General features: G+C 69.6%; 18 protein-coding genes and 2 rRNA genes. 8 read left to right on the top strand and 12 right to left on the bottom strand.

Annotation, left to right across the window (positions count from 1 at the left end; genetic code table 11):
• Positions 1 to 10: 10 nt before the first annotated feature.
• Together BJY14_RS40380 and BJY14_RS40375 are read right to left on the bottom strand one after the other, a co-directional pair.
• Positions 11 to 3,122 (bottom strand): 23S ribosomal RNA (locus BJY14_RS40380).
• Positions 3,123 to 3,566: 444 nt separating this feature from the next.
• Positions 3,567 to 5,086 (bottom strand): 16S ribosomal RNA (locus BJY14_RS40375).
• The 16S and 23S rRNA genes sit together here, the layout of an rRNA operon.
• Positions 5,087 to 5,864: 778 nt before the next feature.
• Here BJY14_RS40375 and BJY14_RS40370 point away from each other — a divergent pair.
• Positions 5,865 to 6,644: a hypothetical protein gene (locus BJY14_RS40370; protein WP_179848405.1), complete on the top strand. Its 780-nt coding sequence runs from the start codon at positions 5,865 to 5,867 to the stop codon at positions 6,642 to 6,644.
• Here the strand turns inward: BJY14_RS40370 and BJY14_RS40365 are convergent.
• Both BJY14_RS40365 and trxA read right to left on the bottom strand, forming a co-directional pair.
• Positions 6,562 to 7,395, bottom strand: a complete 834-nt coding sequence (locus BJY14_RS40365; protein WP_179848404.1) for a putative RNA methyltransferase — start codon at positions 7,393 to 7,395, stop codon at positions 6,562 to 6,564. The two genes, BJY14_RS40370 and BJY14_RS40365, sit on opposite strands and share 83 nt — an antisense overlap.
• Before the next feature lie 115 nt (positions 7,396 to 7,510).
• A complete protein-coding gene (gene trxA / locus BJY14_RS40360) occupies positions 7,511 to 7,864 on the bottom strand; it encodes a thioredoxin (RefSeq protein ID WP_179848403.1) in 354 nt (117 codons plus the stop codon).
• Positions 7,865 to 7,994: 130 nt separating this feature from the next.
• On the opposite strand from trxA, the gene BJY14_RS40355 reads away from it, so the two are divergent.
• On the top strand, positions 7,995 to 9,005 hold the full coding sequence (locus BJY14_RS40355; RefSeq protein WP_246396295.1) for a sigma-70 family RNA polymerase sigma factor: 1,011 nt from the start codon (positions 7,995 to 7,997) through the stop codon (positions 9,003 to 9,005).
• A 146-nt stretch (positions 9,006 to 9,151) separates the two neighbouring features.
• Complete coding sequence (locus BJY14_RS40350; protein ID WP_312879684.1) at positions 9,152 to 10,501, top strand: class II 3-deoxy-7-phosphoheptulonate synthase; 1,350 nt, start codon at positions 9,152 to 9,154, stop codon at positions 10,499 to 10,501.
• 100 nt (positions 10,502 to 10,601) lie between these two features.
• Here BJY14_RS40350 and BJY14_RS40345 read toward each other — a convergent pair whose 3' ends face one another.
• Genes BJY14_RS40345 through BJY14_RS40335 form a run of 3 tightly spaced genes read right to left on the bottom strand, consistent with a single transcriptional unit; the run spans position 10,602 to position 13,640 of the window.
• Entirely contained in the window at positions 10,602 to 10,970 is a 369-nt protein-coding gene (locus BJY14_RS40345; protein WP_217919851.1) for an ATP-binding protein, read from the bottom strand.
• A 44-nt stretch (positions 10,971 to 11,014) separates the two neighbouring features.
• Complete coding sequence (locus BJY14_RS40340; protein WP_229810691.1) at positions 11,015 to 11,341, bottom strand: STAS domain-containing protein; 327 nt, start codon at positions 11,339 to 11,341, stop codon at positions 11,015 to 11,017.
• A 43-nt stretch (positions 11,342 to 11,384) separates the two neighbouring features.
• Positions 11,385 to 13,640 carry a SpoIIE family protein phosphatase gene (locus BJY14_RS40335; protein ID WP_179848402.1) on the bottom strand — a complete coding sequence of 752 codons (2,256 nt, stop codon included), beginning with the start codon at positions 13,638 to 13,640 and terminating at the stop codon, positions 11,385 to 11,387.
• A gap of 328 nt (positions 13,641 to 13,968) precedes the next feature.
• Between BJY14_RS40335 and BJY14_RS40330 the strand changes: the two genes are divergently transcribed.
• Entirely contained in the window at positions 13,969 to 18,204 is a 4,236-nt protein-coding gene (locus BJY14_RS40330; RefSeq protein WP_246396293.1) for a hybrid sensor histidine kinase/response regulator, read from the top strand.
• A gap of 71 nt (positions 18,205 to 18,275) precedes the next feature.
• Positions 18,276 to 18,932, top strand: coding sequence for a response regulator (locus tag BJY14_RS40325; RefSeq protein WP_179848400.1), 657 nt, complete (start codon positions 18,276 to 18,278; stop codon positions 18,930 to 18,932).
• Positions 18,933 to 19,138: 206 nt separating this feature from the next.
• On the opposite strand, the gene gltX is transcribed toward BJY14_RS40325, so the two are convergent.
• Together gltX and BJY14_RS40315 are read right to left on the bottom strand one after the other, a co-directional pair.
• Positions 19,139 to 20,536 (bottom strand): glutamate--tRNA ligase, encoded by a 1,398-nt coding sequence (gene gltX / locus BJY14_RS40320; RefSeq protein ID WP_179848399.1) that lies wholly within the window; start codon positions 20,534 to 20,536, stop codon positions 19,139 to 19,141.
• Between the two features lie 45 nt (positions 20,537 to 20,581).
• Positions 20,582 to 21,160 carry a TIGR03086 family metal-binding protein gene (locus BJY14_RS40315; RefSeq protein WP_179848398.1) on the bottom strand — a complete coding sequence of 193 codons (579 nt, stop codon included), beginning with the start codon at positions 21,158 to 21,160 and terminating at the stop codon, positions 20,582 to 20,584.
• A gap of 97 nt (positions 21,161 to 21,257) precedes the next feature.
• Between BJY14_RS40315 and BJY14_RS47550 the strand changes: the two genes are divergently transcribed.
• Positions 21,258 to 22,115, top strand: coding sequence for a helix-turn-helix domain-containing protein (locus tag BJY14_RS47550; RefSeq protein WP_179848397.1), 858 nt, complete (start codon positions 21,258 to 21,260; stop codon positions 22,113 to 22,115).
• Complete coding sequence (locus BJY14_RS40305) at positions 22,112 to 22,750, top strand: NUDIX hydrolase (RefSeq protein ID WP_179848396.1); 639 nt, start codon at positions 22,112 to 22,114, stop codon at positions 22,748 to 22,750. Before BJY14_RS47550 ends, BJY14_RS40305 begins: the two co-directional genes overlap by 4 nt.
• A gap of 3 nt (positions 22,751 to 22,753) precedes the next feature.
• Here BJY14_RS40305 and BJY14_RS40300 read toward each other — a convergent pair whose 3' ends face one another.
• The 3 genes from BJY14_RS40300 to BJY14_RS40290 all read right to left on the bottom strand — a co-directional run bounded on the left by BJY14_RS40300 (position 22,754) and on the right by BJY14_RS40290 (position 25,203).
• On the bottom strand, positions 22,754 to 23,515 hold the full coding sequence (locus tag BJY14_RS40300; RefSeq protein WP_179848395.1) for an SDR family NAD(P)-dependent oxidoreductase: 762 nt from the start codon (positions 23,513 to 23,515) through the stop codon (positions 22,754 to 22,756).
• An 83-nt stretch (positions 23,516 to 23,598) separates the two neighbouring features.
• Entirely contained in the window at positions 23,599 to 24,609 is a 1,011-nt protein-coding gene (locus tag BJY14_RS40295; protein WP_179848394.1) for a methyltransferase, read from the bottom strand.
• A gap of 90 nt (positions 24,610 to 24,699) precedes the next feature.
• Positions 24,700 to 25,203 (bottom strand): HAD domain-containing protein, encoded by a 504-nt coding sequence (locus BJY14_RS40290; RefSeq protein ID WP_179848393.1) that lies wholly within the window; start codon positions 25,201 to 25,203, stop codon positions 24,700 to 24,702.
• A 101-nt stretch (positions 25,204 to 25,304) separates the two neighbouring features.
• Here BJY14_RS40290 and BJY14_RS40285 point away from each other — a divergent pair, with 101 nt between their 5' ends.
• Positions 25,305 to 26,159 (top strand): class II glutamine amidotransferase, encoded by an 855-nt coding sequence (locus BJY14_RS40285; RefSeq protein WP_179848392.1) that lies wholly within the window; start codon positions 25,305 to 25,307, stop codon positions 26,157 to 26,159.
• Positions 26,160 to 26,195 lie beyond the last annotated feature (36 nt).

Genomic DNA, 26,195 nt, shown 5'->3' with positions numbered 1-26,195 from the left:
AACGTTCAGTGTGTTCAAGCCACTCGGCCTATTAGTACCGGTCGACTCCACACGTTACCGCGCTTCCATCTCCGGCCTATCAACCCGGTCGTCTACCGGGGGCCTTACACCCCTGACGGGGTGGGAGAACTCATCTCGAGGAAGGCTTCCCGCTTAGATGCTTTCAGCGGTTATCCCGACCGAACGTAGCCAACCAGCCGTGCCCCTGGCGGGACAACTGGCACACCAGAGGTTCGTCCGTCCCGGTCCTCTCGTACTAGGGACAGACCCTCACAATTCTCCTACGCGCACAGCGGATAGGGACCGAACTGTCTCGCGACGTTCTAAACCCAGCTCGCGTGCCGCTTTAATGGGCGAACAGCCCAACCCTTGGGACCTACTCCAGCCCCAGGATGCGACGAGCCGACATCGAGGTGCCAAACCATCCCGTCGATATGGACTCTTGGGGAAGATCAGCCTGTTATCCCCGGGGTACCTTTTAGCCGTTGAGCGACACCACTTCCACACGTAGGTGCCGGATCACTAGGCCCTGCTTTCGCACCTGCTCGACACGTCCGTCTCACAGTCAAGCTCCCTTGTGCCCTTGCACTCGCCACCTGATTGCCAACCAGGCTGAGGGAACCTTTGGGCGCCTCCGTTACATTTTGGGAGGCAACCGCCCCAGTTAAACTACCCACCAGGCACTGTCCCCCACCCGGATACACGGGTGCGGGTTAGACGCTCAAAACGACCAGAGTGGTATTTCACCAATGACTCCACCCAAACTGGCGTCTGGGCTTCACAGTCTCCCACCTATCCTACACAAGACGCTCCAAGCGCCAATGCCAAGCTATAGTGAAGGTCCCGGGGTCTTTCCGTCCTGCTGCGCGAAACGAGCATCTTTACTCGTACTGCAATTTCGCCGGGCCTGTGGTTGAGACAGCGGGGAAGTCGTTACGCCATTCGTGCAGGTCGGAACTTACCCGACAAGGAATTTCGCTACCTTAGGATGGTTATAGTTACCACCGCCGTTTACCGGCGCTTAGATTCTCAGCTTCGAAGGAACAAGTCCCCCTAACCGGTCCTCTTAACGTTCCGGCACCGGGCAGGCGTCAGTCCGTATACAGCGTCTTACGACTTCGCACGGACCTGTGTTTTTAGTAAACAGTCGCTTCCCCCTGGCCTCTGCGACCCCACCCAGCTCAGACAGCAAATGCCATCACCGGGCGAGGTCCCCCTTCTCCCAAAGTTACGGGGGCAATTTGCCGAGTTCCTTAACCACAGTTCACCCGATCGCCTTGGTATTCTCTACCTGACCACCTGAGTCGGTTTGGGGTACGGGCCGCCGGTACACTCGCTAGAGGCTTTTCTCGGCAGCATGGGATCACTCACTTCACCTAAAACGGCTCGGCATCAGCTCTCAGGATACATGAGAGACGGATTTACCTATCTCTCTCCCTACAGCCTTACCCCGGGACAACCATCGCCCGGGCTGAGCTACCCTCCTGCGTCACCCCATCACTCACCTACTACCCCCTCGGGCCCCACGCTCCCCACACAACAAGCCCGAAGGCCCGAAGCATGGTTCGGGTGGTTAGCATCAGAGGATTCAGCGTTGGCGCATACCAGCGGGTACGGGAATATCAACCCGTTGTCCATCGACTACGCCTGTCGGCCTCGCCTTAGGTCCCGACTTACCCTGGGCGGATTAGCCTGCCCCAGGAACCCTTGGTCATCCGGCGCACACGTTTCTCACGTGTGATTCGCTACTCATGCCTGCATTCTCACTCCCGCACCCTCCACCCCTGGGTCACCCCGAGGCTTCACCGGATACAGGACGCTCCCCTACCCATCAACACATACGTGTCAATGCCACGGCTTCGGCGGTGTGCTTGAGCCCCGCTACATTGTCGGCGCGGAATCACTTGACCAGTGAGCTATTACGCACTCTTTCAAGGGTGGCTGCTTCTAAGCCAACCTCCTGGTTGTCACAGCAACTCCACATCCTTTCCCACTTAGCACACGCTTAGGGGCCTTAGCCGATGATCTGGGCTGTTTCCCTCTCGACTACGAAGCTTATCCCCCGCAGTCTCACTGCCGCGCTCTCACTTACCGGCATTCGGAGTTTGGCTGACGTCAGTAACCTGGTAGGGCCCATCAGCCATCCAGTAGCTCTACCTCCGGCAAGAAACACGCGACGCTGCACCTAAATGCATTTCGGGGAGAACCAGCTATCACGGAGTTTGATTGGCCTTTCACCCCTAACCACAGGTCATCCCCCAGGTTTTCAACCCTGGTGGGTTCGGGCCTCCACACCGTCTTACCGGCGCTTCACCCTGCCCATGGCTAGATCACTCCGCTTCGGGTCTACAGCATGCGACTAAAAACGCCCTATTCAGACTCGCTTTCGCTACGGCTACCCGCCACCGGTTAACCTCGCCACACACCATAACTCGCAGGCTCATTCTTCAAAAGGCACGCCATCACCAACAGAAACCCCGAAAGGTAACTGAGGAGGCTCTGACGGCTTGTAGGCACACGGTTTCAGGTACTATTTCACGACCCCTCACCGGGGCACTTTTCACCTTTCCCTCACGGTACTGGTCCGCTATCGGTCATCAGGAAGTATTCAGCCTTACCACGTGGTCGTGGCAGATTCACACGGGATTTCACGGGCCCCGTGCTACTCGGGAACACACCCAGAAGCCACTCGAATTTCGTCTACCGGACTCTCACCGTCTACGGTCGGCCATCCCAAGCCATTCGACTATCCCAGCGGTTTATAACTCCTCGCCGTCTCGGCAGAGACGACCGGGTGGTCCCACAACCCCGCACACGCAACGCCTGCCGGCTATCACACGCGCACGGTTTAGGCTCCTCCGCTTTCGCTCACCACTACTCACGGAATCACTATTGTTTTCTCTTCCTGCGGGTACTGAGATGTTTCACTTCCCCGCGTTCCCACCAACCTGCCTATACATTCAGCAGGCGGCGACACCCCATGACGGGTGCCAGGTTTCCCCATTCGGAAATCCCCGGATCAAAGTCTGGTTGCCGACTCCCCGAGGCATATCGCAGGCTCCCACGTCCTTCATCGGCTCCTGATGCCAAGGCATCCACCGTATGCCCTTAAAAACTTGAACACACAAAACGATCAGAACAAATCGCAGATAAACAACAAAAACAAACCCGAAAACACCCTCCCCAAAAGGAGGAATCTCTTCGAGCGTGCTCTCATCATCTACCAGAGATGCTCGCGTCCACTGTGCAGTTCTCAAAAAACAACCGGGCCCACCAAAACCACACCCCAATCAAGGAATGTGGTCCTGGTCCCGTAGTCCGAGGTCGAGCTCGCGCCCGTTCCCTCAGGACCCAACAGCGTGTCCAATCCGCCACCCGCCTGAAACCGCCGTTCCCCTTCCCCCAGCCGAAACCGAAGGACGGTACTTGCCGGCTCACACACGCGGTGAGCTGAGTAGCCAGTGCTCCACATCTATGAGCAGCCACCTGACAGACACTCGCTGTCAACGGCGGCCACCGACCAAGATCCCTCTCACGAGGCGACCTGGCCAGTTGGTGCTCCTTAGAAAGGAGGTGATCCAGCCGCACCTTCCGGTACGGCTACCTTGTTACGACTTCGTCCCAATCGCCGGCCCCACCTTCGACCGCTCCCCCCACACAAGGTGGTTGGGCCACGGGCTTCGGGTGTTGCCGACTTTCGTGACGTGACGGGCGGTGTGTACAAGGCCCGGGAACGTATTCACCGCAGCGTTGCTGATCTGCGATTACTAGCGACTCCGACTTCACGAAGTCGAGTTGCAGACTTCGATCCGAACTGAGACCGGCTTTAAGGGATTCGCTCCACCTCACGGTATCGCAGCCCTCTGTACCGGCCATTGTAGCATGTTTGCAGCCCAAGACATAAGGGGCATGATGACTTGACGTCATCCCCACCTTCCTCCGAGTTGACCCCGGCGGTCTCCCATGAGTCCCCACCCGAAGTGCTGGCAACATGGAACGAGGGTTGCGCTCGTTGCGGGACTTAACCCAACATCTCACGACACGAGCTGACGACAGCCATGCACCACCTGTCACCGGCCCAAAAGGACCCACCATCTCTGATGGTTTTCCGGCGATGTCAAGCCTTGGTAAGGTTCTTCGCGTTGCGTCGAATTAAGCAACATGCTCCGCCGCTTGTGCGGGCCCCCGTCAATTCCTTTGAGTTTTAGCCTTGCGGCCGTACTCCCCAGGCGGGGCGCTTAATGCGTTAGCTGCGGCGCGGAATCCGTGGAAGGACCCCACACCTAGCGCCCAACGTTTACGGCGTGGACTACCAGGGTATCTAATCCTGTTCGCTCCCCACGCTTTCGCTCCTCAGCGTCAGTACAGGCCCAGAGAACCGCCTTCGCCACCGGTGTTCCTCCCGATATCTGCGCATTTCACCGCTACACCGGGAATTCCATTCTCCCCTACCTGCCTCTAGTCTGCCCGTATCCACCGCAGACCCACGGTTAAGCCGTGGGCTTTCACGACAGACGCGACAAACCGCCTACGAGCTCTTTACGCCCAATAATTCCGGACAACGCTTGCGCCCTACGTATTACCGCGGCTGCTGGCACGTAGTTAGCCGGCGCTTCTTCTGCAGGTACCGTCACGTTAGCTTCGTCCCTGCTGAAAGAGGTTTACAACCCGAAGGCCGTCATCCCTCACGCGGCGTCGCTGCGTCAGGCTTCCGCCCATTGCGCAATATTCCCCACTGCTGCCTCCCGTAGGAGTCTGGGCCGTGTCTCAGTCCCAGTGTGACCGGTCGCCCTCTCAGGCCGGTTACCCGTCGTCGCCTTGGTAGGCCATCACCCCACCAACAAGCTGATAGGCCGCGAGCCCATCCCCAACCGAAAAACTTTCCACCACCCGATCATGAGACCAGTGGTTATATCCGGTATTAGACCCAGTTTCCCGGGCTTATCCCAGAGTCAGGGGCAGGTTGCTCACGTGTTACTCACCCGTTCGCCGCTCGAGTACCCCCGAAGGGGCCTTTCCGCTCGACTTGCATGTGTTAAGCACGCCGCCAGCGTTCGTCCTGAGCCAGGATCAAACTCTCCATCAAGGTCCAACGACCAGCCAGGGGGCGAACCCCGACCAGCCAAACCTCAGGAAACAATCCCAGCATCACCATCCCCACAAAGGGGACGGCATTGCCTCAAAGAAATCCCCACCACCCCACAAAGCAGGGCGGCACGGGGCGACCCGGCCAAACAATGACCGAGCCGATAAAGGCACTGGCTTTTAACACGCTGTTGAGTTCTCAAGAAACGGACACCCACCGCGCCGGACCCCGCTCTCGCAGCCCCCGGCTCCGGGGCAACCCTGCTAACTTACCAGACTCATCTTCGGTGTCAAGTGGATCCGCGAAGATCTTTTTGACGTCCGAGGGTGTGTCCGGTCCCCCACGCGACGAACACCAACCAAGCCGAAGACTCGGAAGAGATCGCTCCGTGGGAGGCGCCCTGCGGGCCGGCCACCTTGCGGCGTCCTGCATCCCGTTCCGGGCTCTCGCACCACCTTACAGCAGTCCGAGCGGCGCTCGAACCATTTTCGGTGGCTTGCTCCTCGGGGCCGGGCCGCCTCTCGGCGTCCCCATCCCCTGGGGGCGAGGAAGACATTAAGACGGCTCGCCGGGACCGTCAAATCGCGGGCCGCGCCCACCCGCCCCCCTTTGTCACCCGCGCCCACCTCCGAGCGCGCTGACCTCGCCTTTCACGCACTACGTGCTTCGGCTCACAGTGGGGTAGCGTGCCCTGACCGCTCTCCCCCGCGGCGGACCCTCTCACGGGGCGGGCGGTGGCTCCCGGGTCGGTTGCCGCCCGAGGTCAGGAGGAATCCCCGTGAATGTGCCCACCGCCGTCCGCGCCTCGGCGGAGCGTCTCGTGGTCGCCGCGACGATGGGGCCCACGGTCCATGACGTGCACGCCTGGAGGTTCAAGGTCGTCTCCGGCCTAATCGAGGTGCATGCGGACCCGGCCAGGTTCCGGCCGGCGCACGACCCCGCCGGGCGCGGCCTCCACCTGAGCAGCGGCGCCGCGCTGGTGAACCTGCGCCTGGCCGCCGCACAACTCGGTCACGAGGCCGTCGTCCGGTTGCTTCCCGACGCCGGACGTCCATCCGTCCTCGCGTCCGTGCGTCTGGCCGGACGCCACCGCGTGTCTCGCGAGGAGCGGCTTCTCTACGCCGCCACTCTCCGGCCGTTCCGCGCCGGTCCCTCCGCCTCGGGCGCCTGCCCTCCGCTGCCCGTCGTCGACGAACTGGCCGGGGAGGCGAGGCTGGAAGGGGCCACGCTCCGCAGGCTTCCCCCGGGGCCGAACTCGGCGGGGCAGCGTGCCGTGCTGACCACGCGGGGCGACTCCCGTGCCGAGTGGCTCCGGGCGGGCCAGGCCCTCCAGCGTCTCCTGCTGAGCGCGTCGGCCCGGTCGCTCGCCGCGTCGTTCGTGTACGCGGCGGTCGATATGCCGGGCGTCGAAGAGGTGACGGATCCGGGCGAGACCCCACAGGTGCTGCTGGAGATCACGCAGGTCGGGAACGCGGCTACTCCAGCCGCCGGTAGGTGGACAGGACGAACGACAGCGGTGCCCGCAGCGGCTCGGGCAGCCTTTCCAGCCGCTCCCTGAGCCTCTCCGGCGGAACGTGGTGCGCGCTCGGCCCCATGCCGACGAGCGTGATCGCCTCGCCGTGCGTCAGGACGGTCTCGGTTTCGAGCTCCTGGCGCGAGTCCAGCTTGAAGTAGCCGGAGAGCGCCGCGTCCATGCGCTCGGTCTTGTCCTTGTCGATCGAGAGCAGGCCGAGGGGCTCGACGAGCGTCCCGAGGTGCCGGGGTGACGGCGTCACCGTGAACAGCAGTCCGTCGTCGCGAAGCACGCGGTGGAACTCGGTCGCGTTGCGCGGGGCGAACACGTTGACGACGGTGTCGGCCGCGCCGTCGCGCAGCGGGAACGGGCGCCAGAGGTCCGCGACGACGGCGCCGCAGCGCGGATGCGCCTTCGCGGCGCGCCGGGCCGCGTGCTTGGAGATGTCCAGGGCGAGGCCGACGGCGTCCGGCGAACGGTCGAGGATGCGACCGAGGTAGTGCCCGGTTCCGGCGCCCGCGTCCAGGACGAAGGCGGGATCGGCGGCCGATACGCTGCAGGCGAGCCGGTCCGCGAGAGCCGCGAAGTGGCCGGCGGTCAGGAACTCGTCCCTCGCGCGGACCATCTCCGGCGTGTCGGCCGTGCCCGGACGGGCGTTGCCCGGCAGCAGGTTCGCGTACCCCTGCCGCGCGATGTCGAAGGTGTGCCCGCCCGGGCAGGCCAGGCGGCGGTCGGCCAGTTCGAGGTCGGCCCCGCACACGGGGCACACCAGGTATCGGACGACATCGGCGAGCATCCGTCCATCATCGACCATGCCGGCCGGCCGGGGGGCGGCGCCGTCCGCTTCTTTGCCCTCGCGCCTTCCCTGCGCCCGCCGCGCGTCTCGTCCGCGCAACCTGGCGGACGGCGGATCAGGCCTTGGCGCGCCGGCGGACGTCCTCCATGTCGAGGCCGCGGACCTGCTCGATCACGTTCTCCAGCACCGACTCGGGCAGCGCGCCCGGCTCGGCGAACACGATCATGCCGTCCCGGATCGCCATCAGCGTGGGGATGGACCGGATGCCGAACCGCTCCGAGAGCTCGGCCTCGGCGTCGGTGTCCACCTTGCCGAAGACGATGTCCTCGTGCTTGTCCGCCGACCGCTCGAAGACGGGCGCGAACCTCTTGCAGGGGCCGCACCACTCGGCCCAGAAGTCGACCAGCACGATGCCGTCGCCCTGAGCCACCTCGTCGAAGTTCTCAGCGGTCAGTGTGACCGTCGCCATGTCGGTTTCTCCTCAGTCGGGGTATCACGACGTAGAGCGGCTTACAGCCTCGCAGTATTCCCCACCCGGGAATCACAGAGCGGTAATTGGCGTTGTCCTCCTAGGGAGATCGCACCGGAGAAGGGTCAGGATGGCTGGAACCCGTACCAAGGGCGACAGGGTCGAAGTCCCCGACAAGGATCTTGTCGGGGCGTACCTCGACCGGATCGGCCGTACTCCCCTGCTCGACGCGCAGGAGGAGGTCGATCTGGCCAAGGCGATCGAAGGGGGCCTGTACGCCGAACAGCTACTCGACGAGGGGACCGTGCCCGAGGGCGCGTCCCGCGAGGAGCTGGCGGAGGTGGCCGCGGCCGGGCTGCGCGCGAAGCAGCGCTTCGTCGAGGCCAATCTGCGGCTGGTCGTCTCGATCGCCCGGAAGTACCCGACCGACTCGTTGCCCCTCATTGACCTCATCCAGGAGGGGAACCTGGGCCTGATGCGCGCGGTGGAGAAGTTCGACTACCGCCGCGGCTTCAAGTTCTCCACGTACGCAACCTGGTGGATCCGGCAGGCCATCGGCCGCGGGCTGAGCCACACCGCCCGCACGATCCGCCTGCCCGTCCACGTCGAGGAGGAGTTGTCCCGGCTGCGGCGCGCCGAGCGCCAGCTCAGCCGCGAGCTCGGCAGGGAGCCGAACCGCGAGGAGCTCGCGGGCGCCGTCGGCGCCGACGCCGAGCACGTCGACGAGCTGCTGCGCTGGCGGCGCGACCCGGCGAGCCTGGACGCGACCGTCGACGACGCAGGCGAGACGCCCATGGGCGACCTGCTGGAGGATCCGGACGCCGTCACGCCGGAGGCGGAGATCCTCGCCCTGGACGACATCGAGGGCCTCGGCCGGCTGCTGGACCGGCTTCCCGAGCGCGAGTCCGCGATCCTGCGGGCCCGGTTCGGGATGGACAGCGGCCAGCCGCTGTCGTACGCGCAGATCGGCGCCCGGTACGGGTTGAGCCACAACCGCGTCCGGCAGATCACCGACCGTTCGCTGCGGCGGCTGCGGCAGCTGGCCAACGACACCGACCTGAGCGGCCGCCGGGCGCTCATGGGCGGGGCCGGCAACGGCGGCGCGCCGGAACCGGCCACCGCCGGGACCCGGGCGGCCTGAGCGAGCGAAAACGGCGTCCCGCCGCACGACCGGCGAACGGGCGGTCCCGGAAACGGGGCCGCCCGGCCGTTTCCGCGGGGTCTGTGAACCCCTGGCGCGCGGGGCATTCCGTTCACGGAGGGCGGGGCGTGCCATAGCCTTTCAGGGTGAGTACTTCCGCCGTCATCGGGGACCTCGACGCGTGGCGCGCCCTCCCCGCCCTCCAGCAGCCCGATTGGGACGATCCGGACGAGGTTGGCGAAGTGGCCGCCGAGCTGGCGGCCCAGCCGCCGCTCGTCTTCGCCGGCGAGTGCGACCAGTTGAAGGCGCAGCTCGCGGACGTCGCCCGCGGTGAGGCCTTCGTCCTGCAGGGCGGCGACTGCGCCGAGACGTTCGAGGGGTCGAACGCCGACGCGGTGAAGAACAAGCTGAAGACGCTGCTGCAGATGGCGGTCGTCCTCACCTACGCGGCGAGCGTCCCCGTCGTGAAGATCGGCCGGATGGCGGGCCAGTACGCCAAGCCGCGCTCCAAGCCCGTGGAGGCCCGCGGCGGCGTGGAACTGCCCGCCTACCGGGGCGACGCGGTGAACGGGTTCGCCTTCGACGCCGCCTCACGGCGCAACGACCCGCACCGCCTGCTCAAGGCCTACCACTGCTCGGCGGTGACGCTGAACCTGTGCCGGGCGTTCACCAAGGGCGGCTACGCCGACCTGCGCCAGGTGCACGCCTGGAACCAGGACTTCGTCGCGCAGAGCCCGGCGGGCCGCCGCTACGAGCAGCTGGCGGGCGAGATCGACCGGGCGCTGACGTTCATGAAGGCGTGCGGGGCGAACCCGGACGAGTTCCACGGGGTGGAGTTCTACTCCAGCCACGAGGCGCTGCTGCTGGAGTACGAGCGCGCGCTGACGCGCATCGACCACCTGAGCGGCCTTCCCTACGACGTTTCCGCGCACTTCCTGTGGATCGGCGAGCGGACCCGGCAGCTCGACGGCGCGCACGTGGAGTTCCTCCGCCACATCCGCAACCCGATCGGGGTCAAGCTCGGCCCGACGACCTCGGCCGACGACGCGCTGGCCCTGATGGAGCGGCTGAACCCCGAGCGCGAGCCCGGCCGGCTCACCTTCATCACCCGCATGGGCGCCGGCCGCATCCGCGACGCGCTGCCGCCGCTGATCGAGAAGGTGCACCAGAGCGGGGCCCCGGTCGCGTGGATCTGCGACCCCATGCACGGCAACACGTTCGAGGCGCCGAGCGGGCACAAGACCCGGCGGCTGGACGACGTGCTGGACGAGGTGGCCGGGTTCTTCGAGGTCCACCGGGCCCTCGGCACGCACCCGGGCGGCATCCACATCGAGTTCACGGGCGACGACGTGACCGAGTGCGTCGGCGGCGGCCAGGGGCTCGCCGAGGCCGACCTTCACCAGCGCTACGAGACGGCCTGCGACCCGCGGCTCAACAGGGGCCAGTCGCTGGACCTGGCCTTCATGGTCGCGGAGCTGTACCGCAAGTCCGTCTGACCGGCTCCGCCGCATCGGTGCGCGCCCACCCGCCACGTGCGGTGGGCGCGCCGCCGGTCGGAGCCCGTGCGGAAGCGCCCCGTCCAGGCGGGACGGGGTGTCAGATGTCGACCTCGGCCCAGACGACCTTTCCGCCGGTCACCGGGTCGGCTCCCCAGGAGTTGGCGAAGCGGTCGACGATGAACAGGCCGCGGTGCGACTCGTCCAGGGGGCCCGGCACGGTCAGCCGGGGCAACTGGGCCGCGCGGTCGCGGACCTCGACGCGGATCCGACCGCTGCCGCGCAGCAACCGCAGCTCCAGGGCCGTACCGGCGTGCCGGACGGCGTTGGCGACGAGCTCCGCCACGATCGCGGTGACGAGCTCCTCACGGTCCATGAGCGCCCAGGTGCGCATGGTGCGGGCCGCGAGTCGCCTGGCGTACTCGACCGCCTCGGTCTGGGGCGCCGCGCGCAGCGTGGTCTCGGTCATCGGGTCGGTCACTCCGCCCGCTCGCCGTTCTTCATCGTTTCCCTTCACCGCCCATCGGCCGAAGCCTCCTCCGCCGGGCCCTCGATGAGGAAGCGGTCGAGCCCGGTCGTGCGCAGCACGTTCTCGACGCGGCCGTAGGCCCCGGTGACGGTGAGCGTGGCGTTCTGCGCGCGCGCGTGCTTGTACGCGCGGACGAGGACGTTCAGGCCGGAGGAGTCACAGAAGTCGACCGCCGCGAGGTCGACGACGACCGACCGCTCGCCCGCGTCCACGAGCTCGGTCAGCCGAGCGCGCAGCTCGTCGGAGGAGTGCAGGTCTATCGAGCCGCGCGCGGCGATCGTCGCACGGCCGTCCTGTCGTGTCGTGTGCAAGGCAAGCCCCACGCCACCCCACCTTACCGATTGTTGGTCTCCATCATGACGCCCGCAGAACGATGAGGGCAACGTCGTCGTTCGACGGCTCCGGGCCGAAGTCGCGCACCGCGCGCTGGATGCGGGCCGCCACCGCGCCGGCGCTCAGTCCGGTGCAGTCGGCGAGAATCCGCTCCAGTCCGTGCCCGTCGCCGAGCAGCCGGCTCCCCGAGCGCCGCTCGGTGACGCCGTCGGTCACGCAGAGCAGGACCTCTCCGCGGCGCAGCTCGACGGTGTCGGTGGTGAACTCCACACCGTCGAAGACGCCCAGCAGCGGCTGCGGCGAGGCGGCCTCGCGCACGCCGCCCTCAGGGTCGAGCACCAGCGGGGGCGGGTGCCCCGCGCTCGTCAGCTTGATCGTCACGCCGTCGCGGCGCCGGCGGGCCGCGATCTCGCCGTGCAGCAGGGTGAGCAGCCGCCCGCGCTCGCCCTCGCCGAGGATGAGCCGGTTGAGGCGGGCGAGGACGGCCGGGACGGACAGGTCCTCGGCGGCGAGGATGCGCAGCGCGTGCCGGGCCAGGCCGGTGACGGCGGCGGCCTCGGGGCCGGTGCCGCACACGTCGCCGATGGCGAACCGCCAGCGGGACGCGGGGGCCGGGCCGCCGGGCGGGCGGCCGCTCTCGAAGACGTCGTAGAAGTCGCCGCCGACCTCGCTGCCCTCCCCGGCGGGCTCGTAGACCACCGCCACCTCGAGACCGGGGATCTCGGGGATGCCGGGCGGCAGCAGGCTGCGCTGCAGGGCGCTGCTCATGGCGGTCTGGGCGGAGAACAGGCGCGCGTTGTCGACGGCCAGGGCGGCGCGGCGGCTCAGCTCCTCGGCCAGCTCGATCGCGCTGCGCGGGAAGCGGTCGCCGGCCGGGCGGCCGATCACGATGGTGCCGATGCGCCTGCCGCGGGCGATCAGCGGGAAGCCGTAGACCTGGTCGGTGGCGGTGCCGCCGACGGTGGCCCGGACCTCCTCGGGCGCGGTGGCGAGCCCGTTCCAGGGCCCCGAGGCGTCGGTGGGCGGGGCGGCGCCCGCGTGTTCGAGCAGCTCGCGCAGGCCGTCGGAGCGCTCCTCGTCGGCGTGCCACACGTAGGCGAGCCGGTCGGGCTCGGCCTCGGTGACGGTGTAGACGGCGCACCAGGTGGCCAGGCGCGGCACCACGAGCTGGGCGACCAGCGCCATCGTCCGCTCCTGGTCGAGGGTGCCGGCGAGCAGGTCGCTGGCCTCGGCGACGAAGCTGAGCCAGCCGCGCCAGGATCGTTCCAACTCGCCCACCCTGGCCTTCTCCAGGGAGAGCGACATCTCGTCGGCGAGGCGGCCGAGCCGGACGCCGTCGGACTCGTCGAAGCGGCCGGACAGGGACGAGACGGCCACGATGAGGCCCGTCAGGCGGCCCTGGGACTCCAGTGGCGCGGCGGCCAGCGACGAGGCCCGCAGCGCCGCGGCGGTCGGGTCGGAGGCGTCCGCGGCGACCCAGGCGGAGCCGGAACGGGCGGCCGGGGCGAGGGAGCCGACCGACAGCTCGCCGAGCGGCATCTCGGCGGCCGTCCCGGCGGCCGAGCCCATGATCAGGCGTCCGTCGCGCTCGGTCAGCAGGACGGCGGCGCCTTCCGCGCCGAGGACCTCCCGTGCGGCGGCGACACCGTCCGCCATGGCCTCCACCGCCGCCGGGGAGCGCAGGAGCCGGTCACCGGCCACGGGGACCTCGCTGGCGCCGCCCGCGAGCCCGCTCTCCCGGGCCTGGGCGCCGGCGCCCGAGGCGTCCCGCACAGGCTCGGCCGCGTCGCGGGCGCCGCGCTCGTGGAGGGCGTGGTCGCCCCGCACGGAGCCGTTCGCGGCGACGTCGGCGGTGAAGGCGGCCTCCGCGCCTTCCGCGGCCGCGGCGCCGGAGCCGGTGGCGCCGGGCTGGGGCAGACGGAACCAGACGCCCTTGGTGCGGCGGTCGTAGGAGACGCCCCAGGAGTCGGCGAGGCGGGCGATCGACGGGAGCCCCCGTCCGCTGGAGGCGGTGACGCCCGGCATCTCGATGCCGCGGGTGGGGTGGCGGTCGCGGACCTCGATCTCGACGTCCCCGCCCGCCAGGCGGCAGGAGACCTCGAACGAGGTCCCCGCGTAGGCGATCGCGTTGGTGGCGAGCTCGCTCGTCGCGAGGACGGCGTCGTCGGCCACCGCGTCCATGCCCCAGTCGGCCAGCACCTTGCGGACGAAACGGCGTGCGTCCGCGACCGCCGCCGCGGCGGACGGGAAGGTGGCCGTCGCCGTCTGCCGATCCAACTGTCGTCCCTCGTTCGAAGCGTTCCCTACCCGGGCCTGGCTATCGTGACAGACTGGTCGGCCGCCCGGCACCGAGTGCCGGGAACCCGCCCGGGAATGCGTCCGGCCTGGGCCTTCACGACCCCCGCCACAACACGACAGACCGTAACACGAAGGCTACGAGGGCGGACGCGCGGCCGGTCCCGCCCCGGCCTCGGAAGTACGCGGAGGAAGGTCCGCCGCCGCGCGGCGACGTAGAGTACAGGTGCGGCCGATGAGGCCCCCAGAGCAGCCAGGAGTCCGTGGTATCCGGATAACCGATGAATCGCGGGCCAGGAGGATGAAGAGCATGCCGCGTACCGCGTCACGTGCCCGCCCCGGCGGCGGGTACCGCGACACCACCCCGCGTTACAGCGACGCGGACCTCGAACCGCTCCTGAAGGCGCTGGTCGCCGTGCGGGACGGCAGGGCGAGGGCGGAGCTGGACGTGCCGGGCGAGGGCGCCGTGGCCGAGGCCGCGGCCGTCCTGGAGGAGATCCGCGAGAACGGCATGGAGCTCGCCTCGGGCCTGAGCCGCGTCCGGAAGGAGATCGGCCGGGAGGGGCAGCTGCGGGGGCGCCTGACGCCGGGGACGCTGCGGGGCACCTGGGCGAGCGCGGTGGAGGACGCCAACGCGATCATCGACAAGCTCACCGACCTGGCCACCGGGATGAGCCAGGTGGTGGAGGCGGTGGCCGCCGGTGACCTGAGCCAGCGGGTGGAGCTGCGGGTGCGCGGGAGGCCGATGCGCGGGGAGCTGCTGCGCATGGCCAAGTCGGTCAACGGGATGGTCGAGCTGCTCGACCAGTTCACCTGGGAGGTCACCCAGTTCGCCCGCGAGGTCGGCACCGAGGGGCGGCTCGGCGGGCAGGCCCCGGCGCGCGGCATGACCGGCCGCTGGCGGGACGTGACCGCGTCGGTGAACGTGATGGCGTCGCGGCTGACCTCGCAGGTCCGCGACATCGCGGAGGTCACCACGGCGGTGGCCCGCGGCGACCTGACCCGCAAGGTCACGGTGGAGGCGACCGGTGAGCTCCAGGAGCTGAAGCTCACCGTGAACACGATGGTCGACCAGCTGTCGGCGTTCGCCGGCGAGGTCACCCGCGTCGCCCGCGAGGTCGGCACCGAGGGGCAGCTGGGCGGCCAGGCGAACGTGCCGGGGGTCAGCGGCGTCTGGAAGAACCTGACCGACAACGTCAACGCGATGGCGAACAACCTGACCTACCAGGTCCGCAACATCGCCCAGGTCACCACCGCCGTCGCCGAGGGCGACCTCGGCAAGAAGATCACGGTCGACGCGCAGGGCGAGATCCTGCAGCTCAAGAACACCGTCAACACGATGGTCGACACCCTCTCGGCGTTCGCCGACGAGGTCACCCGCGTCGCCCGCGAGGTCGGCACCGAGGGCCGCCTCGGCGGCCAGGCCCGGGTGCCCGGCGTGAGCGGGGTGTGGAAGGACCTGACCAACAACGTCAACGGCATGGCGTCCAACCTGACCTACCAGGTCCGCAACATCGCCCAGGTCACCACCGCCGTCGCCGAGGGCGACCTCGGCAAGAAGATCACGGTCGACGCGCAGGGCGAGATCCTGGAGCTCAAGGACACCGTGAACGCGATGGTCGACACGCTGTCGGCGTTCGCGTCCGAGGTGACCCGCGTGGCGCGGGAGGTCGGCACGGAGGGGCGGCTCGGCGGCCAGGCGATCGTGCCCGGCGCGGGCGGGGTCTGGCTCGACCTGACCGACAACGTCAACTCGATGGCGAACAACCTCACCAACCAGGTGCGCGGCATCGCGCAGGTCACCACGGCGGTGGCCCAGGGCGACCTGACCCGCAAGATCGAGGTCGACGCGCAGGGCGAGATCCTCCAGCTCAAGACCACCCTCAACACGATGGTCGACACGCTCTCGGCGTTCGCCGACGAGGTCAGTCGCGTCGCCCGCGAGGTCGGCACCGAGGGCCGCCTCGGCGGCCAGGCCCGGGTGCCCGGCGCGGGCGGCATGTGGAAGGACCTGACCGACAACGTCAACGGCATGGCGTCCAACCTGACCTACCAGGTCCGCAACATCGCGCAGGTCGCGACCGCCGTCGCGCACGGCGACCTGACGCGGCGCATCGACGTGGACGCCCAGGGCGAGATCCTGGAGCTGAAGACCACGCTGAACACGATGGTGGACACGCTGTCGTCGTTCGCGTCCGAGGTCACGCGCGTCGCGCGGGAGGTCGGCATCGAGGGCCGGCTCGGCGGCCAGGCCGAGGTCGAGGGCGTCTCGGGCACCTGGAAGCGGCTCACCGAGAGCGTCAACGAGCTGGCCGGCAACCTCACCACCCAGGTCCGCGCGATCGGCGAGGTCGCGAGCGCGGTCGCCACCGGCGACCTCACCCGGACGATCACCGTGGAGGCGCGGGGCGAGGTCGCCGAGCTGAGCGACAACGTCAACCTGATGGTCGCGACGCTGCGCGAGACGACCCGCGCCAACGAGGAGCAGGACTGGCTCAAGACCAACCTGGCGCGGATCGGCGGGCTCATGCAGGGCCACCGCGACCTCCAGCAGGTCGCCGACCTGATCATGCGTGAGCTGACACCGACCGCCAGCGCCCAGTACGGCGCGTTCTACCTGGCCGAGAACGCGGGCGAGGAGACCGACCTCGCGCTGATCGCCGGGTACGGGACGCGCCGGCACCGCGGGGGCCACGTCCGGTTCGGGCTGGGCGAAGGCCTGGTCGGGCAGGCCGCGCAGGAGCGACGGCCGCTGCTGATCGCCGACGCCCCCGCCGACTACGTCAAGATCGGGTCGGGTCTCGGCGAGGCGTCCCCGGTCAACATCATCGTGCTGCCGATCGTGTTCGAGGACGAGGTGCTCGGCGCGATCGAGCTGGCCTCGTTCGGCCGGTTCACCGACGTCCACCTGGCGTTCTTCAGCCAGCTGATCGAGACGATCGGGGTCACGCTCAACGCGATCCGGGCCAACACCCGCACCGAGGCGCTGCTCGGCGAGTCGCAGCGGCTCGCGCAGGAGTTGCAGGAGCGCTCGGACGAACTGCAGCGCCAGCAGGGCGAGCTGCGGCACTCCAACACCGAACTGGAGGAGAAGGCGGCGCTGCTGGCCCAGCAGAACCGCGCGATCGAGATCCAGAACTTCCAGATCGAGCAGGCCAGGCGGACGCTGGAGGAGCGCGCCGAGCAGCTGGCGATCTCCTCGCGGTACAAGTCGGAGTTCCTGGCGAACATGTCGCACGAGCTGCGCACGCCGCTGAACAGCCTGCTGGTGCTGGCCAAGCTGCTGTCGGAGAACCAGGACGGCAACCTCACCGGCAAGCAGGTGGAGTTCGCCCGGACGATCCACGAGTCCGGCACCGACCTGCTGGTTCTGATCAACGACATACTGGACCTGGCGAAGGTCGAGGCCGGGAAGATGGAGGCGCACCCGCAGCGGCTGTCGGTGTCGGCGCTGGTCGACTACGTGGACGCCACGTTCCGCCCGCTGTCGGTCGACAAGGGCCTGCAGTTCGGGGTGGAGGTCGCGCCGGACGTGCCGGCCACCCTCAACACCGACGAGCAGCGGCTCCAGCAGGTGCTGCGCAACCTGCTGTCGAACGCGGTGAAGTTCACCGCCGAGGGCGAGGTGCGGCTGCTGATCGAGCGGGCCGGCGACATCGACTTCACGCTGCCCGCGCTGTGGAACACCCCCGACGTGATCGCCTTCCGGGTGATCGACACCGGGATCGGGGTGAGCGCCGACAAGCTCCAGGAGATCTTCGAGCCGTTCCAGCAGGCCGACGGGACGACCAGCCGCCGCTACGGCGGCACCGGGCTCGGCCTGTCGATCAGCCGGAACATCGCGCGGCTGCTCGGCGGGGAGATCCACGCCGAGAGCCAGCCGGGCCGCGGCAGCGTGTTCACGCTCTACCTGCCCGCCCAGTACAGCGACCGCGACGGCCGGCGCCGCTCGGCGCTGCCGGACGAGGGGGTCGTCCCCGGTGCGGAGGCCGCGCCCGGGGTGGTCTCCGGTCCCGGCCGCGGGAACGGCGGCGTCGGGGCGGCCGCGGAGGGCGCGCTGCCGGTGGAGCAGCGCCCGGCCGGCGGGGAACGCGCCAAGTCCGAGCAGGCGCTGAACGGGATGCTGCAGGAGCCGCCCACGGACTTCCTCGACACGGTCCTGTCGGGCCGCAAGGTCCTGATCGTCGACGACGACGTGCGGAACGTGTTCGCGCTCACCAGCGTCCTTGAGGGCTACGGCATGGAGGTCCTCTACGCCGAGGACGGGCAGGCCGGGATCGACGTCCTGCACCGCAACCCCGATGTGGCGGTCGTGCTGATGGACATCATGATGCCGGGCCTGGACGGCTACGCCACCACGGCCGCGATCAGGGAGATGCCGCAGTTCGCCGAGTTGCCGATCATCGTCATCACGGCCAAGGTGATGAAGGAGGACCGGGAGAAGAGCCTTGCCTCGGGCGCGTCGGACTATGTGCCGAAGCCCGTGGACGTGGACCATCTCCTTGATGTCATGAGGAACTGGCTGCAGCCCTCCATCGTCCGCTGAGGAGAGGAGCCGGACAGTAGGGTCGCCGTGGGGGTGCGGCGCTGGTGGGGACCGGGATCGGAGAGAGGCGCGTGGACGACAAGGCCAAGATCCTGCTCGTGGACGACCGCGAGGAGAACCTGATCGCGCTGGAGGCCATCCTCAGCTCGCTCGACCAGGATCTGGTCCGGGCGCGGTCCGGTGAGGACGCGCTGAAGGCGCTGCTCACCGAGGAGTACGCGGTCATCCTGCTGGACGTCGTCATGCCGGGCATGGACGGGTTCGAGACGGCCCGCGACATCAAGCGCCGCAAGAAGACCCGCGACCTGCCGATCATCTTCCTCACGGCGGTGAACAGCGACCCCGACTACGCCTTCCGCGGCTACGCGGCGGGCGCGGTCGACTTCATCTCCAAGCCGTTCGACCCGTGGGTGCTGCGGGCCAAGGTCTCGGTGTTCGTGGAGCTGCACAACAAGAACAAGCAGCTCCGCGACCAGACGGCGCTGCTGCGCGAGCAGGCGGCCCTGCTGCGGGACCAGACGGCCCTGCTGAAGGCGCGGCCCGAGGGGACGCCGCAGGAGGCGTCCGCCGACGGTTCCGCGGGCGAGCGCCTGGCCTCGGTGGAGGAGCAGGCCGAGGTGCTCGGCAAGCACGTCCCGGCCTCGCTGCGCGACGAGTACGAGGAGCTCAGCCGCAGGATCCTGCTGCTCCGCGAGGCCCTGGACGGGCAGGCACCCGCCCGGGACTGACGCGACTCGCGGCGCCCGGGCATACGCTGCCAAGGCCTGCCTCGAAGTGGCCTCGGTCAAGCGCGCGAACGCGTGAGCTGGCCGGTGGAGCGAAGCCGGAGGCGAGCGGAGCCGGGCAGATCGCGAAGCGATGCAGCGTTCGCCCAGGCTCGGTCGCGTAGCGAGCCGCCAGGCGAGCTACGTGGGCCGGGACTGTTGAAACACAGTTAGGCGGCCTCCAGCCGGGCGCGGGCGGCGGCGATGCGGGCGAGGGTGCGGTCGCGGCCCAGGATCTCCAGGGACTCGAACAGCGGCAGCCCCACCGTGCGGCCGGTGACGGCGACGCGGACGGGCGCCTGGGTCTTGCCGAGCTTGAGCCCGTGCTCGGCGCCGACCCGCTCCAGCCGGTCCTTCAGCTCGGCGGCGTTCCAGGGCGCGTCCTGGTAGGCGGCCTCGGCGGCGGCGAGGATCGCGGCGGCGGGCTCCTTCATCGCCTTGTTCCAGGACTGCTCGTCGGACGGCGGCTCGTCCAGGAACGCGAAGTCGATCATCTGGACGATCTCCGACAGCAGCGCGACGCGGGTCTGGGCGAGCGGCGCCAGCTCGGCGAACACCGCGACGTCGACGTCGAAGGGCGCCTCCTGCAGGAACGGCAGGCACTCGGCGATGAACTTCTCGGGGGGCAGGGCCCGGATGTACTCGCCGTTGATCGCGCGGAGCTTCTTGACGTCGAAGAACGCGGGCGAGGTGTTGACGTCGTCGATGCGGAACTCCTCGACCATGACGTCCCACGGGACGATCTCGCGGTCGTCGGACGGGGCCCAGCCGAGCAGCATCAGGTAGTTGCGCATGGCCTCGGCGAGGTAGCCCTCGGCGCGATAGTCCTCCAGGGCGACCTTGTCGCGCCGCTTGGACAGCTTCTGCCGCTTCTCGTTCACGATGACGGGCACGTGCGCCCACACCGGCGGCTCCGCGCCGAGCGCCTCCCACAGCAGCTGCTGCTTGGGCGCGTTGGACAGGTGCTCCTCGCCGCGCACCACGTGGGTGATGCCCTGGCTCATGTCGTCGACCGCGTTGGCCAGCAGGAACGTGACGGACCCGTCGGCGCGGGCGATGACGAAGTCCTCGAGGACGGCGTTGTCGAAGACGGGCTTGCCGCGCAGCAGGTCGACGACGGTGGTCTGGCCCTCGTCGGGGGTGCGGAAGCGCAGGGCCCGCCCGGGGCCCCGCTCCAGGCCGCGGTCGCGGCAGAAGCCGTCGTAGCCCTTGTGCTGGTCGCCGGTCCGGGCCACCACCGCTTCGCGGGAGCAGTCGCAGTAGTAGGCCCGGCCGGCGTCCTTCAGCGTGTGGACGGCCTCGGCGTGCTTGTCGGCGTTGGCTGACTGGAAGTAGGGGCCTTCGTACTGCCCGCCGTCCATCCCGAGCCATGCCAGGGCGCGGATGATGCCCTCGGTCCATTCGGGGCTGTTGCGGGAGGCGTCGGTGTCCTCGATCCGCAGCACGAGCGTCCCGCCCGACTGCGCGGCCATCGCCCAGTTGAACAGCGCCGAGCGGGCGCCGCCGACATGGAACATGCCGGTCGGTGACGGGGCGAAACGTACGCGGATCGAAGAGGTCGAAGACATGCCTCCCAGCGTAGAGCCCGCGGGCACCCGCTCGCGCCGGGATAATCAGGGCTTCCAGTACGGATCGCGCCCGGACAGCCCGAGGACGCGGTCGAGCAGCGGCGCGTCGTCCGGCACGGCGACCTCCGGACCGAGCGCGCCGTACTGGCGGCTGATCTCCGCGGTGGAGGCGACCTGCTGCCAGGCGGCCTGGAGCACCGGCTCCGGCAAGGCGGGCTCGCGGCCGGTGGCGACGGCGAGGTCCCAGCCGTGCAGGACGCACTCGACGAGCACGATCCCGGCGATGAACCCGGCGGGCATGCCCTCCTTGTCGCCGGTGAGGCTGGTGTTCCCCTCCCAGGCGGCGGGGTCCTGCCATGCCTGTGCGGTCCGGCTGGCCTGCTCCGCGAACCGCTCGGCCCAGCCGGGCTCGGCGGTGAAGTCGTGGTCCTCCCCCGGCCCGGTGGGCGGCGTCCTGCGCGCGGCGCTCTCGCCCCGCGCGCTCCAGAAGATCAGATGGTTGAGAAGCGCCCGCACGTCCCAGTCCGGGCAGGGAGTGGGCGCGTCCAGCCTCTCTTCGGGGACCTCCAGGACGATCCGTGCCGCGGCCTGCGCGGCGGGGACCATCTGGCTCCGGATATCCATGATCTCTTCCTCGCTCATCCGTTCGAACACATCTGCACGCTAGAGCGGGTCCGCGGCGCGGGTCTTGAACAAACGCGACACCGATTAGCCTGAGCCGGTGGAACGATTCCTACCCGGCGGGACGCGGGGCATCCTGCACGCGCGGACGGGGCTGGAGCGCTTCCGGATCGAGCGGCTCGAACCGCCCACCGCGCTCGCGCCGTTCGTCGCGAACTTCTGGGTGCTGCGCTGGGATCTGCGGGGGCGCCCGCCGCACCGCCAGCGGGTCCTCACGCGCCCGTCGGTCCACCTGACGTTCACCAGCTACCTGACCGCCGGGACGACGCGGGCGCGCATCGCGGGAGTCGTGCGGGACGGTTTCGTCGAGGAGATCCACGGCGAGGGGCGCGTGGTGGGGGCCGCCTTCCGGCCGGGCGGGTTCAGGCCGTTCATGGACGCGCCGGTGTCCACGCTGACCGGCCGGTTCCCTGGAGTGGACGATGTCTTCGGCGGGGAGGGCCTGACGCTCGCCGAGGAGGTCTTCGCGATCGCCGACGCCTACGAGGCGGTCGGACGGCTCGCGGCGTTCCTGTCCGGGCTGCGTCCCGAGCCCGACCCGTCCGCCGCCAAGGCCGCCGCGGTCGTCGAGCGGATCGCGGCGCGGCCGGGCCTGGTGCGGGTCGGCGAGCTGGCCGCGGACGTCGGGCTGAGCACGCGGAGCCTGCAGCGCCTGTTCCACGAGTACGTGGGCATCGGCCCGAAGTGGGTGATCCGGCGGTTCCGCATGCAGGAGGCCGCCGAGCGGGCCGCGTCCGGAACGGGGGTCGACTGGGCGGACCTGGCGGCCGAGCTCGGCTATGCCGACCAGGCGCATTTCACCCGCGACTTCACCGCCGCCGTGGGGACCCCGCCCGGCCGCTACGCGCGGGAGGCGGGCCCGGACGCGGAGACCGGGCCTGGCAGTATCGACGCATGAGCGCCCCCTCCCCCGGCCCCTTCGACGACCTCGCCGCGTTCCGGGCGCTCGCCGCCGAGCGGCTCGGCTCCTTCGCGCACACGAGGGTCCCCGAGGCGCCCGGTCTGCGCCGCGCCGGCGTCGTGCTGTGCGCGGTCGAGCACGACGGCGTCCCGTCGATGATCGTCATCAGGCGCGCCTACCAGGGACGGAACGCGGGCCAGTGGGGGCTGCCGGGCGGCCGCATGGAGGACGGCGAGACCCCCGAGCAGGCGGCGCTGCGCGAACTGCACGAGGAGCTCGGCCTGACCGCGGGCCCCGCCGACGTGCTCGGCAGGCTCGACGACTTCCCCGCCGCCTCCGGCTTCGCGATCACACCGGTCGTGGTGGTGCTGGACGACCCGGGGCCGCTCGCACCGAGCCCGGACGAGGTCCACTCCGTCCACCACACGAGCCTGCGCCGGCTCGCCGCCGACGACACCCCGGTCTGGGTACCGCAGCCGGGCGGCGGGCGCCTTCTGCAGATGTGGCTCGGCCCCGGGTGGCGCGTCCACGCGCCGACCGGCGCGATGCTGTGGCAGTTCCGCGAGGTGGTGCTGCTCGGCCGGCCCGCCAGGGTCGCCGACTTCGCCCAGCCCGACTGGACGCGCCACTGAGCGTCAGAACGTCCCGCCGTCCACGACGACGCGCTGCCCGGTGACGTAGGACGCGGCGTCCGAGACGAGGAACCGGACCACGTCGGCGACCTCCTCGGGCGTGCACACGTGCCCGTAGGGGGACGCGGCGTCCTGCTGCCGGATGTCCTCGATTCCGGCCGTGGCGCGGACCAGTCTGCGCCCCATCTCGGTGTCCACCAGTCCGGGCGCGACCACGTTGACGTGCATGCCGTTGCCGCGCTCCTCTTTGGCGACCACCTGGGCGAGCGCCTCCATCGCGGCCTTGCCCATCGCGTAGGGGCCGCCGAACGCCGGCATCAGGTCCGTGGCGACGCTCGACACGAAGACCAGGTCGCTGCGCTCGGCGCGCCGCATCAGCGGGATCAGCGCCTGGCTGAGGTGGTGCGGGCCGAACGCGTGCACGCGCATGACCCGCTCCAGCTCGGCCGGGTCGGTGTCGGCGACGCTGTTGCCGCGGCTGGCTATCCCGGCGCTGTGCACGAGGATGTCCAGCCCGCCCAGCTCCGCCTCCACCTGAGCGGCCAGGGAACGGCACTGGGCGAGGTCGTCGACCGAGGCGCGGAACGCGCGGCCCCGCGCCCCGGCCGCCTCGATGTCGGCGACCGTCTTGCGCGCGGCCTCGTCGTCGCGCCGGTAGGCGAGGGCGACCCGGGCGCCGTCCGCGGCCAGGGCCAGGGCGATGGCCCGGCCGATCCCCCGGCTTCCTCCGGTGACCAGGGCCGTACGGCCGTCGAGAGAACTCACGCGACACTCCTTCGTCGGGCTGCTTGCGGCGGTCCCATCCTGCACGGCTGCACGCGCCCGCCGTAAGCGGCCCCTGACACAACCTAGTCCGCGATCTTCGCCTCGATGACGTGGTAGGCGGTCTCGCGCAGCGGCCCGGTCAGCGAGACGGCCGTGAGTCCCGCGCTGTCGAGCAGTTCCCGGAACTCGGCCTCGGTGCGTTCCCGGCCGCCGGTCGCCACGAGCATGTTGAGGTCGTTGTTCACGATCCCTCCCGACCCAGGCGTGACCATCTCCGGCATGACCTGCTCCAGAAGGAGCACCCGGTCGCCGGGGCCCATCGCGGCCCGGCAGTTCCGCAGGATCGCCGCGGCCTTCTCGTCGTCCCAGTCGTGGATGACGCTCTTGAGCACGTAGGCGTCGGCGCGTTCGGGGACGGCCTCGAAGAAGTCGCCCGGCACGATCTCGGCCCGTTCGGCCACGTCGGCCAGGGTGCCGGAAGCGTCGGCCAGTCCCGACGGCAGGTCGAAAAGGACGCCGCGCAGGCCGGGCACGGCCAGCAGGATCGCGGCGAGCAGCGTGCCATCCCCGCCGCCGAGGTCGGCGACCGTCCCGTAGCGGCCGAAGTCGTGCGCCTCGATGACCGCCGGCGCGACGTCGCGGGTGTGCTCGGCCATCGCCCGGTTGAACGTCACCGAAAGCTCGGCGTCCGAGGCGAAGTACTCGAACGGCGTGCTGCCGGTCACCCGTTCCCATGCGTACTCGCCCGTGCGGACCGTTTCCGCCATGTCGCCCCACGTCCGCCATACCTGCGGGCCGCAGAAGAGCCTGATCAGCGAGCGAATCGAGTCGGGGGCGTCCGCGCGCAGCCGCCGCCCCTCCTCGGTCAGCGCGAACAGGTCCGGCTCCTTCTGCTCGACGACGCCGAGGCCGGTGAGCCCGCGCAGCAGCCGGTGCAGGGACGGCGCGTGAGTGCCGGTCGCCTCCGCCAGTTCGGTGCTCGATCTCGGCCTGTCATCGGTGAAGGCGTCCGCCACCCCGATCTCGGTGGCCACGTGAATCATCTGCGCCGGCATGAACCCGAAGGCCAGGTCCATCAGTGGTGATCTCGGCATGGTCGACTCCCTTCCTCGCCTCCCTACGCTAGGAGGCCCTCGGAAGGGGCGTCTTGGACGAATGGAACCTCGGGCCGCCCGGCCCGCCGGTCACCCGGAGCGAGCGCGCAGCCAGGCCGCGGCGGCCCCGAGGTGGTCGTCGGTCAGGCCGGTGAGCGGGTCGATCTCCACGAGCAGGTGGTCGGCGACGTCCGGCTCCCCCGCGATGCAGTCGGTCGCGTCCGGCTCGTCCTCGAACCAGACGAACGGCCGGCCCTCCGCCCACCTGGCCACGTGCCGGGCCTTCCACGCGCCCAGCGTGCGCCCCTCGGTGATACCCGGGAACCGCGGGATCGGCACGAACGGCAGCTCCGGAAGCCCGACGCGGGGAGCGATCCACACGTTGGCCTGGTGGCCCCAGTAGCTCGCCCAGGCCAGTTCGGCGCCCGTGGACTCGGCCAGGTCGAGCAGCGCCGCGCCATGCCCGGGATGGAGCCACAGTTTGTACGTCACACCGTTCGGGGAGCACTCATGCCGCTGGAAGCCGCGGTGCGGCCGCTCGAACGGGTTGAGCACTCCGTCAACGTCCAGCAGAACCACCGGCGACGACCCCATACACGGACCGTACGACATCAGGGGCCGCGCGTCGAAGGGCATTTGCCCCGCGCATTACCGCGCGTGGTCTTATGCCGCCGTCGGGCGGGCATCCTCCCCGCATGTGCCGCCTGTTCGGGATGACCACGGGAGGGCCCCGCGTCCGCGCCACCTTCTGGCTGCTGGACGCCCCCGACAGCCTGCGCGCCCAGAGCCGCCGCATGCCCGACGGGACGGGCCTCGGGTGGTTCTCGCTCGGCGAGGAGCCCGTCCGCGACCGCGCCCCCGTCGCCGCGTTCCGGGACGCCGACTTCAACGCCGAGGCGCGGCACGTCGTGTCGCACACCTTCATCTCCCACGTCCGGTACGCCTCTACCGGCGCCCCCGACGTCCACAACTCCCATCCCTTCGTCATGGACGACCGGCTGTTCGCCCACAACGGGGTGGTGCGGGGCGTCGACGTCCTCGACTCCTGGCTCACGGACGTGGACCGGGCGCTGATCCAGGGGCAGACGGACTCGGAGTTCGTGTTCGCCTACATCACCGCGGAGATCCGGCGGCGGGGCGACACGGCGTCCGGGCTGATCGCGGCCGTCCGGCGCATCGCCGCCGAATTGCCGATCTTCGCGCTGAACATCCTGCTGGCCGAGTCGGGGCGGCTGTGGGCGCTGCGCTATCCGGACACCCACGAGCTGTGGGTGACCACGCCGCACCTGACCGAGCCGGGCGCGGAGCACCACCTCGGCGCCGGCCGCGAGCAGGGGCGGGTGAAGGTGGCCGCGCACCGGGAGCCGACGCCCGCGTGCGTCCTCGCCAGCGAGCGTCTGGACGACGACCCCGGCTGGCGGCTGCTCGACGCCGGCGAGCTGCTCCTGGTGGACGGGATGGAGGCGTCCTCACTGTTCCCGTTCGACGCGCCCGCGCACCCGCTGACGGCCGCCGACCTGTCGGGGGCGGAGTCCACCTCGCAGGCATGATCGACTGTCACACCCGGGACATAGAGTGGACGGCCG

The sequence above is a fragment of the Actinomadura luteofluorescens genome, assembly GCF_013409365.1.
In the GTDB taxonomy this organism is placed as follows: Bacteria; Actinomycetota; Actinomycetes; order Streptosporangiales; family Streptosporangiaceae; genus Spirillospora; species Spirillospora luteofluorescens.
This window is presented reverse-complemented; position numbering and strand designations above follow the sequence as displayed.

Coding starts and splice junctions, on each gene's coding strand:
- BJY14_RS40365 (WP_179848404.1), bottom strand. CDS start 7,395: ATGCTCGCCGATGTCGTCCGATACCTGGTGTGCCCCGTGTGCGGGGCC.
- trxA (WP_179848403.1), bottom strand. CDS start 7,864: ATGGCGACGGTCACACTGACCGCTGAGAACTTCGACGAGGTGGCTCAG.
- BJY14_RS40355 (WP_246396295.1), top strand. CDS start 7,995: ATGGCTGGAACCCGTACCAAGGGCGACAGGGTCGAAGTCCCCGACAAG.
- BJY14_RS40345 (WP_217919851.1), bottom strand. CDS start 10,970: ATGACCGAGACCACGCTGCGCGCGGCGCCCCAGACCGAGGCGGTCGAG.
- BJY14_RS40330 (WP_246396293.1), top strand. CDS start 13,969: ATGCCGCGTACCGCGTCACGTGCCCGCCCCGGCGGCGGGTACCGCGAC.
- gltX (WP_179848399.1), bottom strand. CDS start 20,536: ATGTCTTCGACCTCTTCGATCCGCGTACGTTTCGCCCCGTCACCGACC.
- BJY14_RS40315 (WP_179848398.1), bottom strand. CDS start 21,160: ATGGATATCCGGAGCCAGATGGTCCCCGCCGCGCAGGCCGCGGCACGG.
- BJY14_RS40305 (WP_179848396.1), top strand. CDS start 22,112: ATGAGCGCCCCCTCCCCCGGCCCCTTCGACGACCTCGCCGCGTTCCGG.
- BJY14_RS40295 (WP_179848394.1), bottom strand. CDS start 24,609: ATGCCGAGATCACCACTGATGGACCTGGCCTTCGGGTTCATGCCGGCG.
- BJY14_RS40290 (WP_179848393.1), bottom strand. CDS start 25,203: ATGGGGTCGTCGCCGGTGGTTCTGCTGGACGTTGACGGAGTGCTCAAC.
- BJY14_RS40285 (WP_179848392.1), top strand. CDS start 25,305: ATGTGCCGCCTGTTCGGGATGACCACGGGAGGGCCCCGCGTCCGCGCC.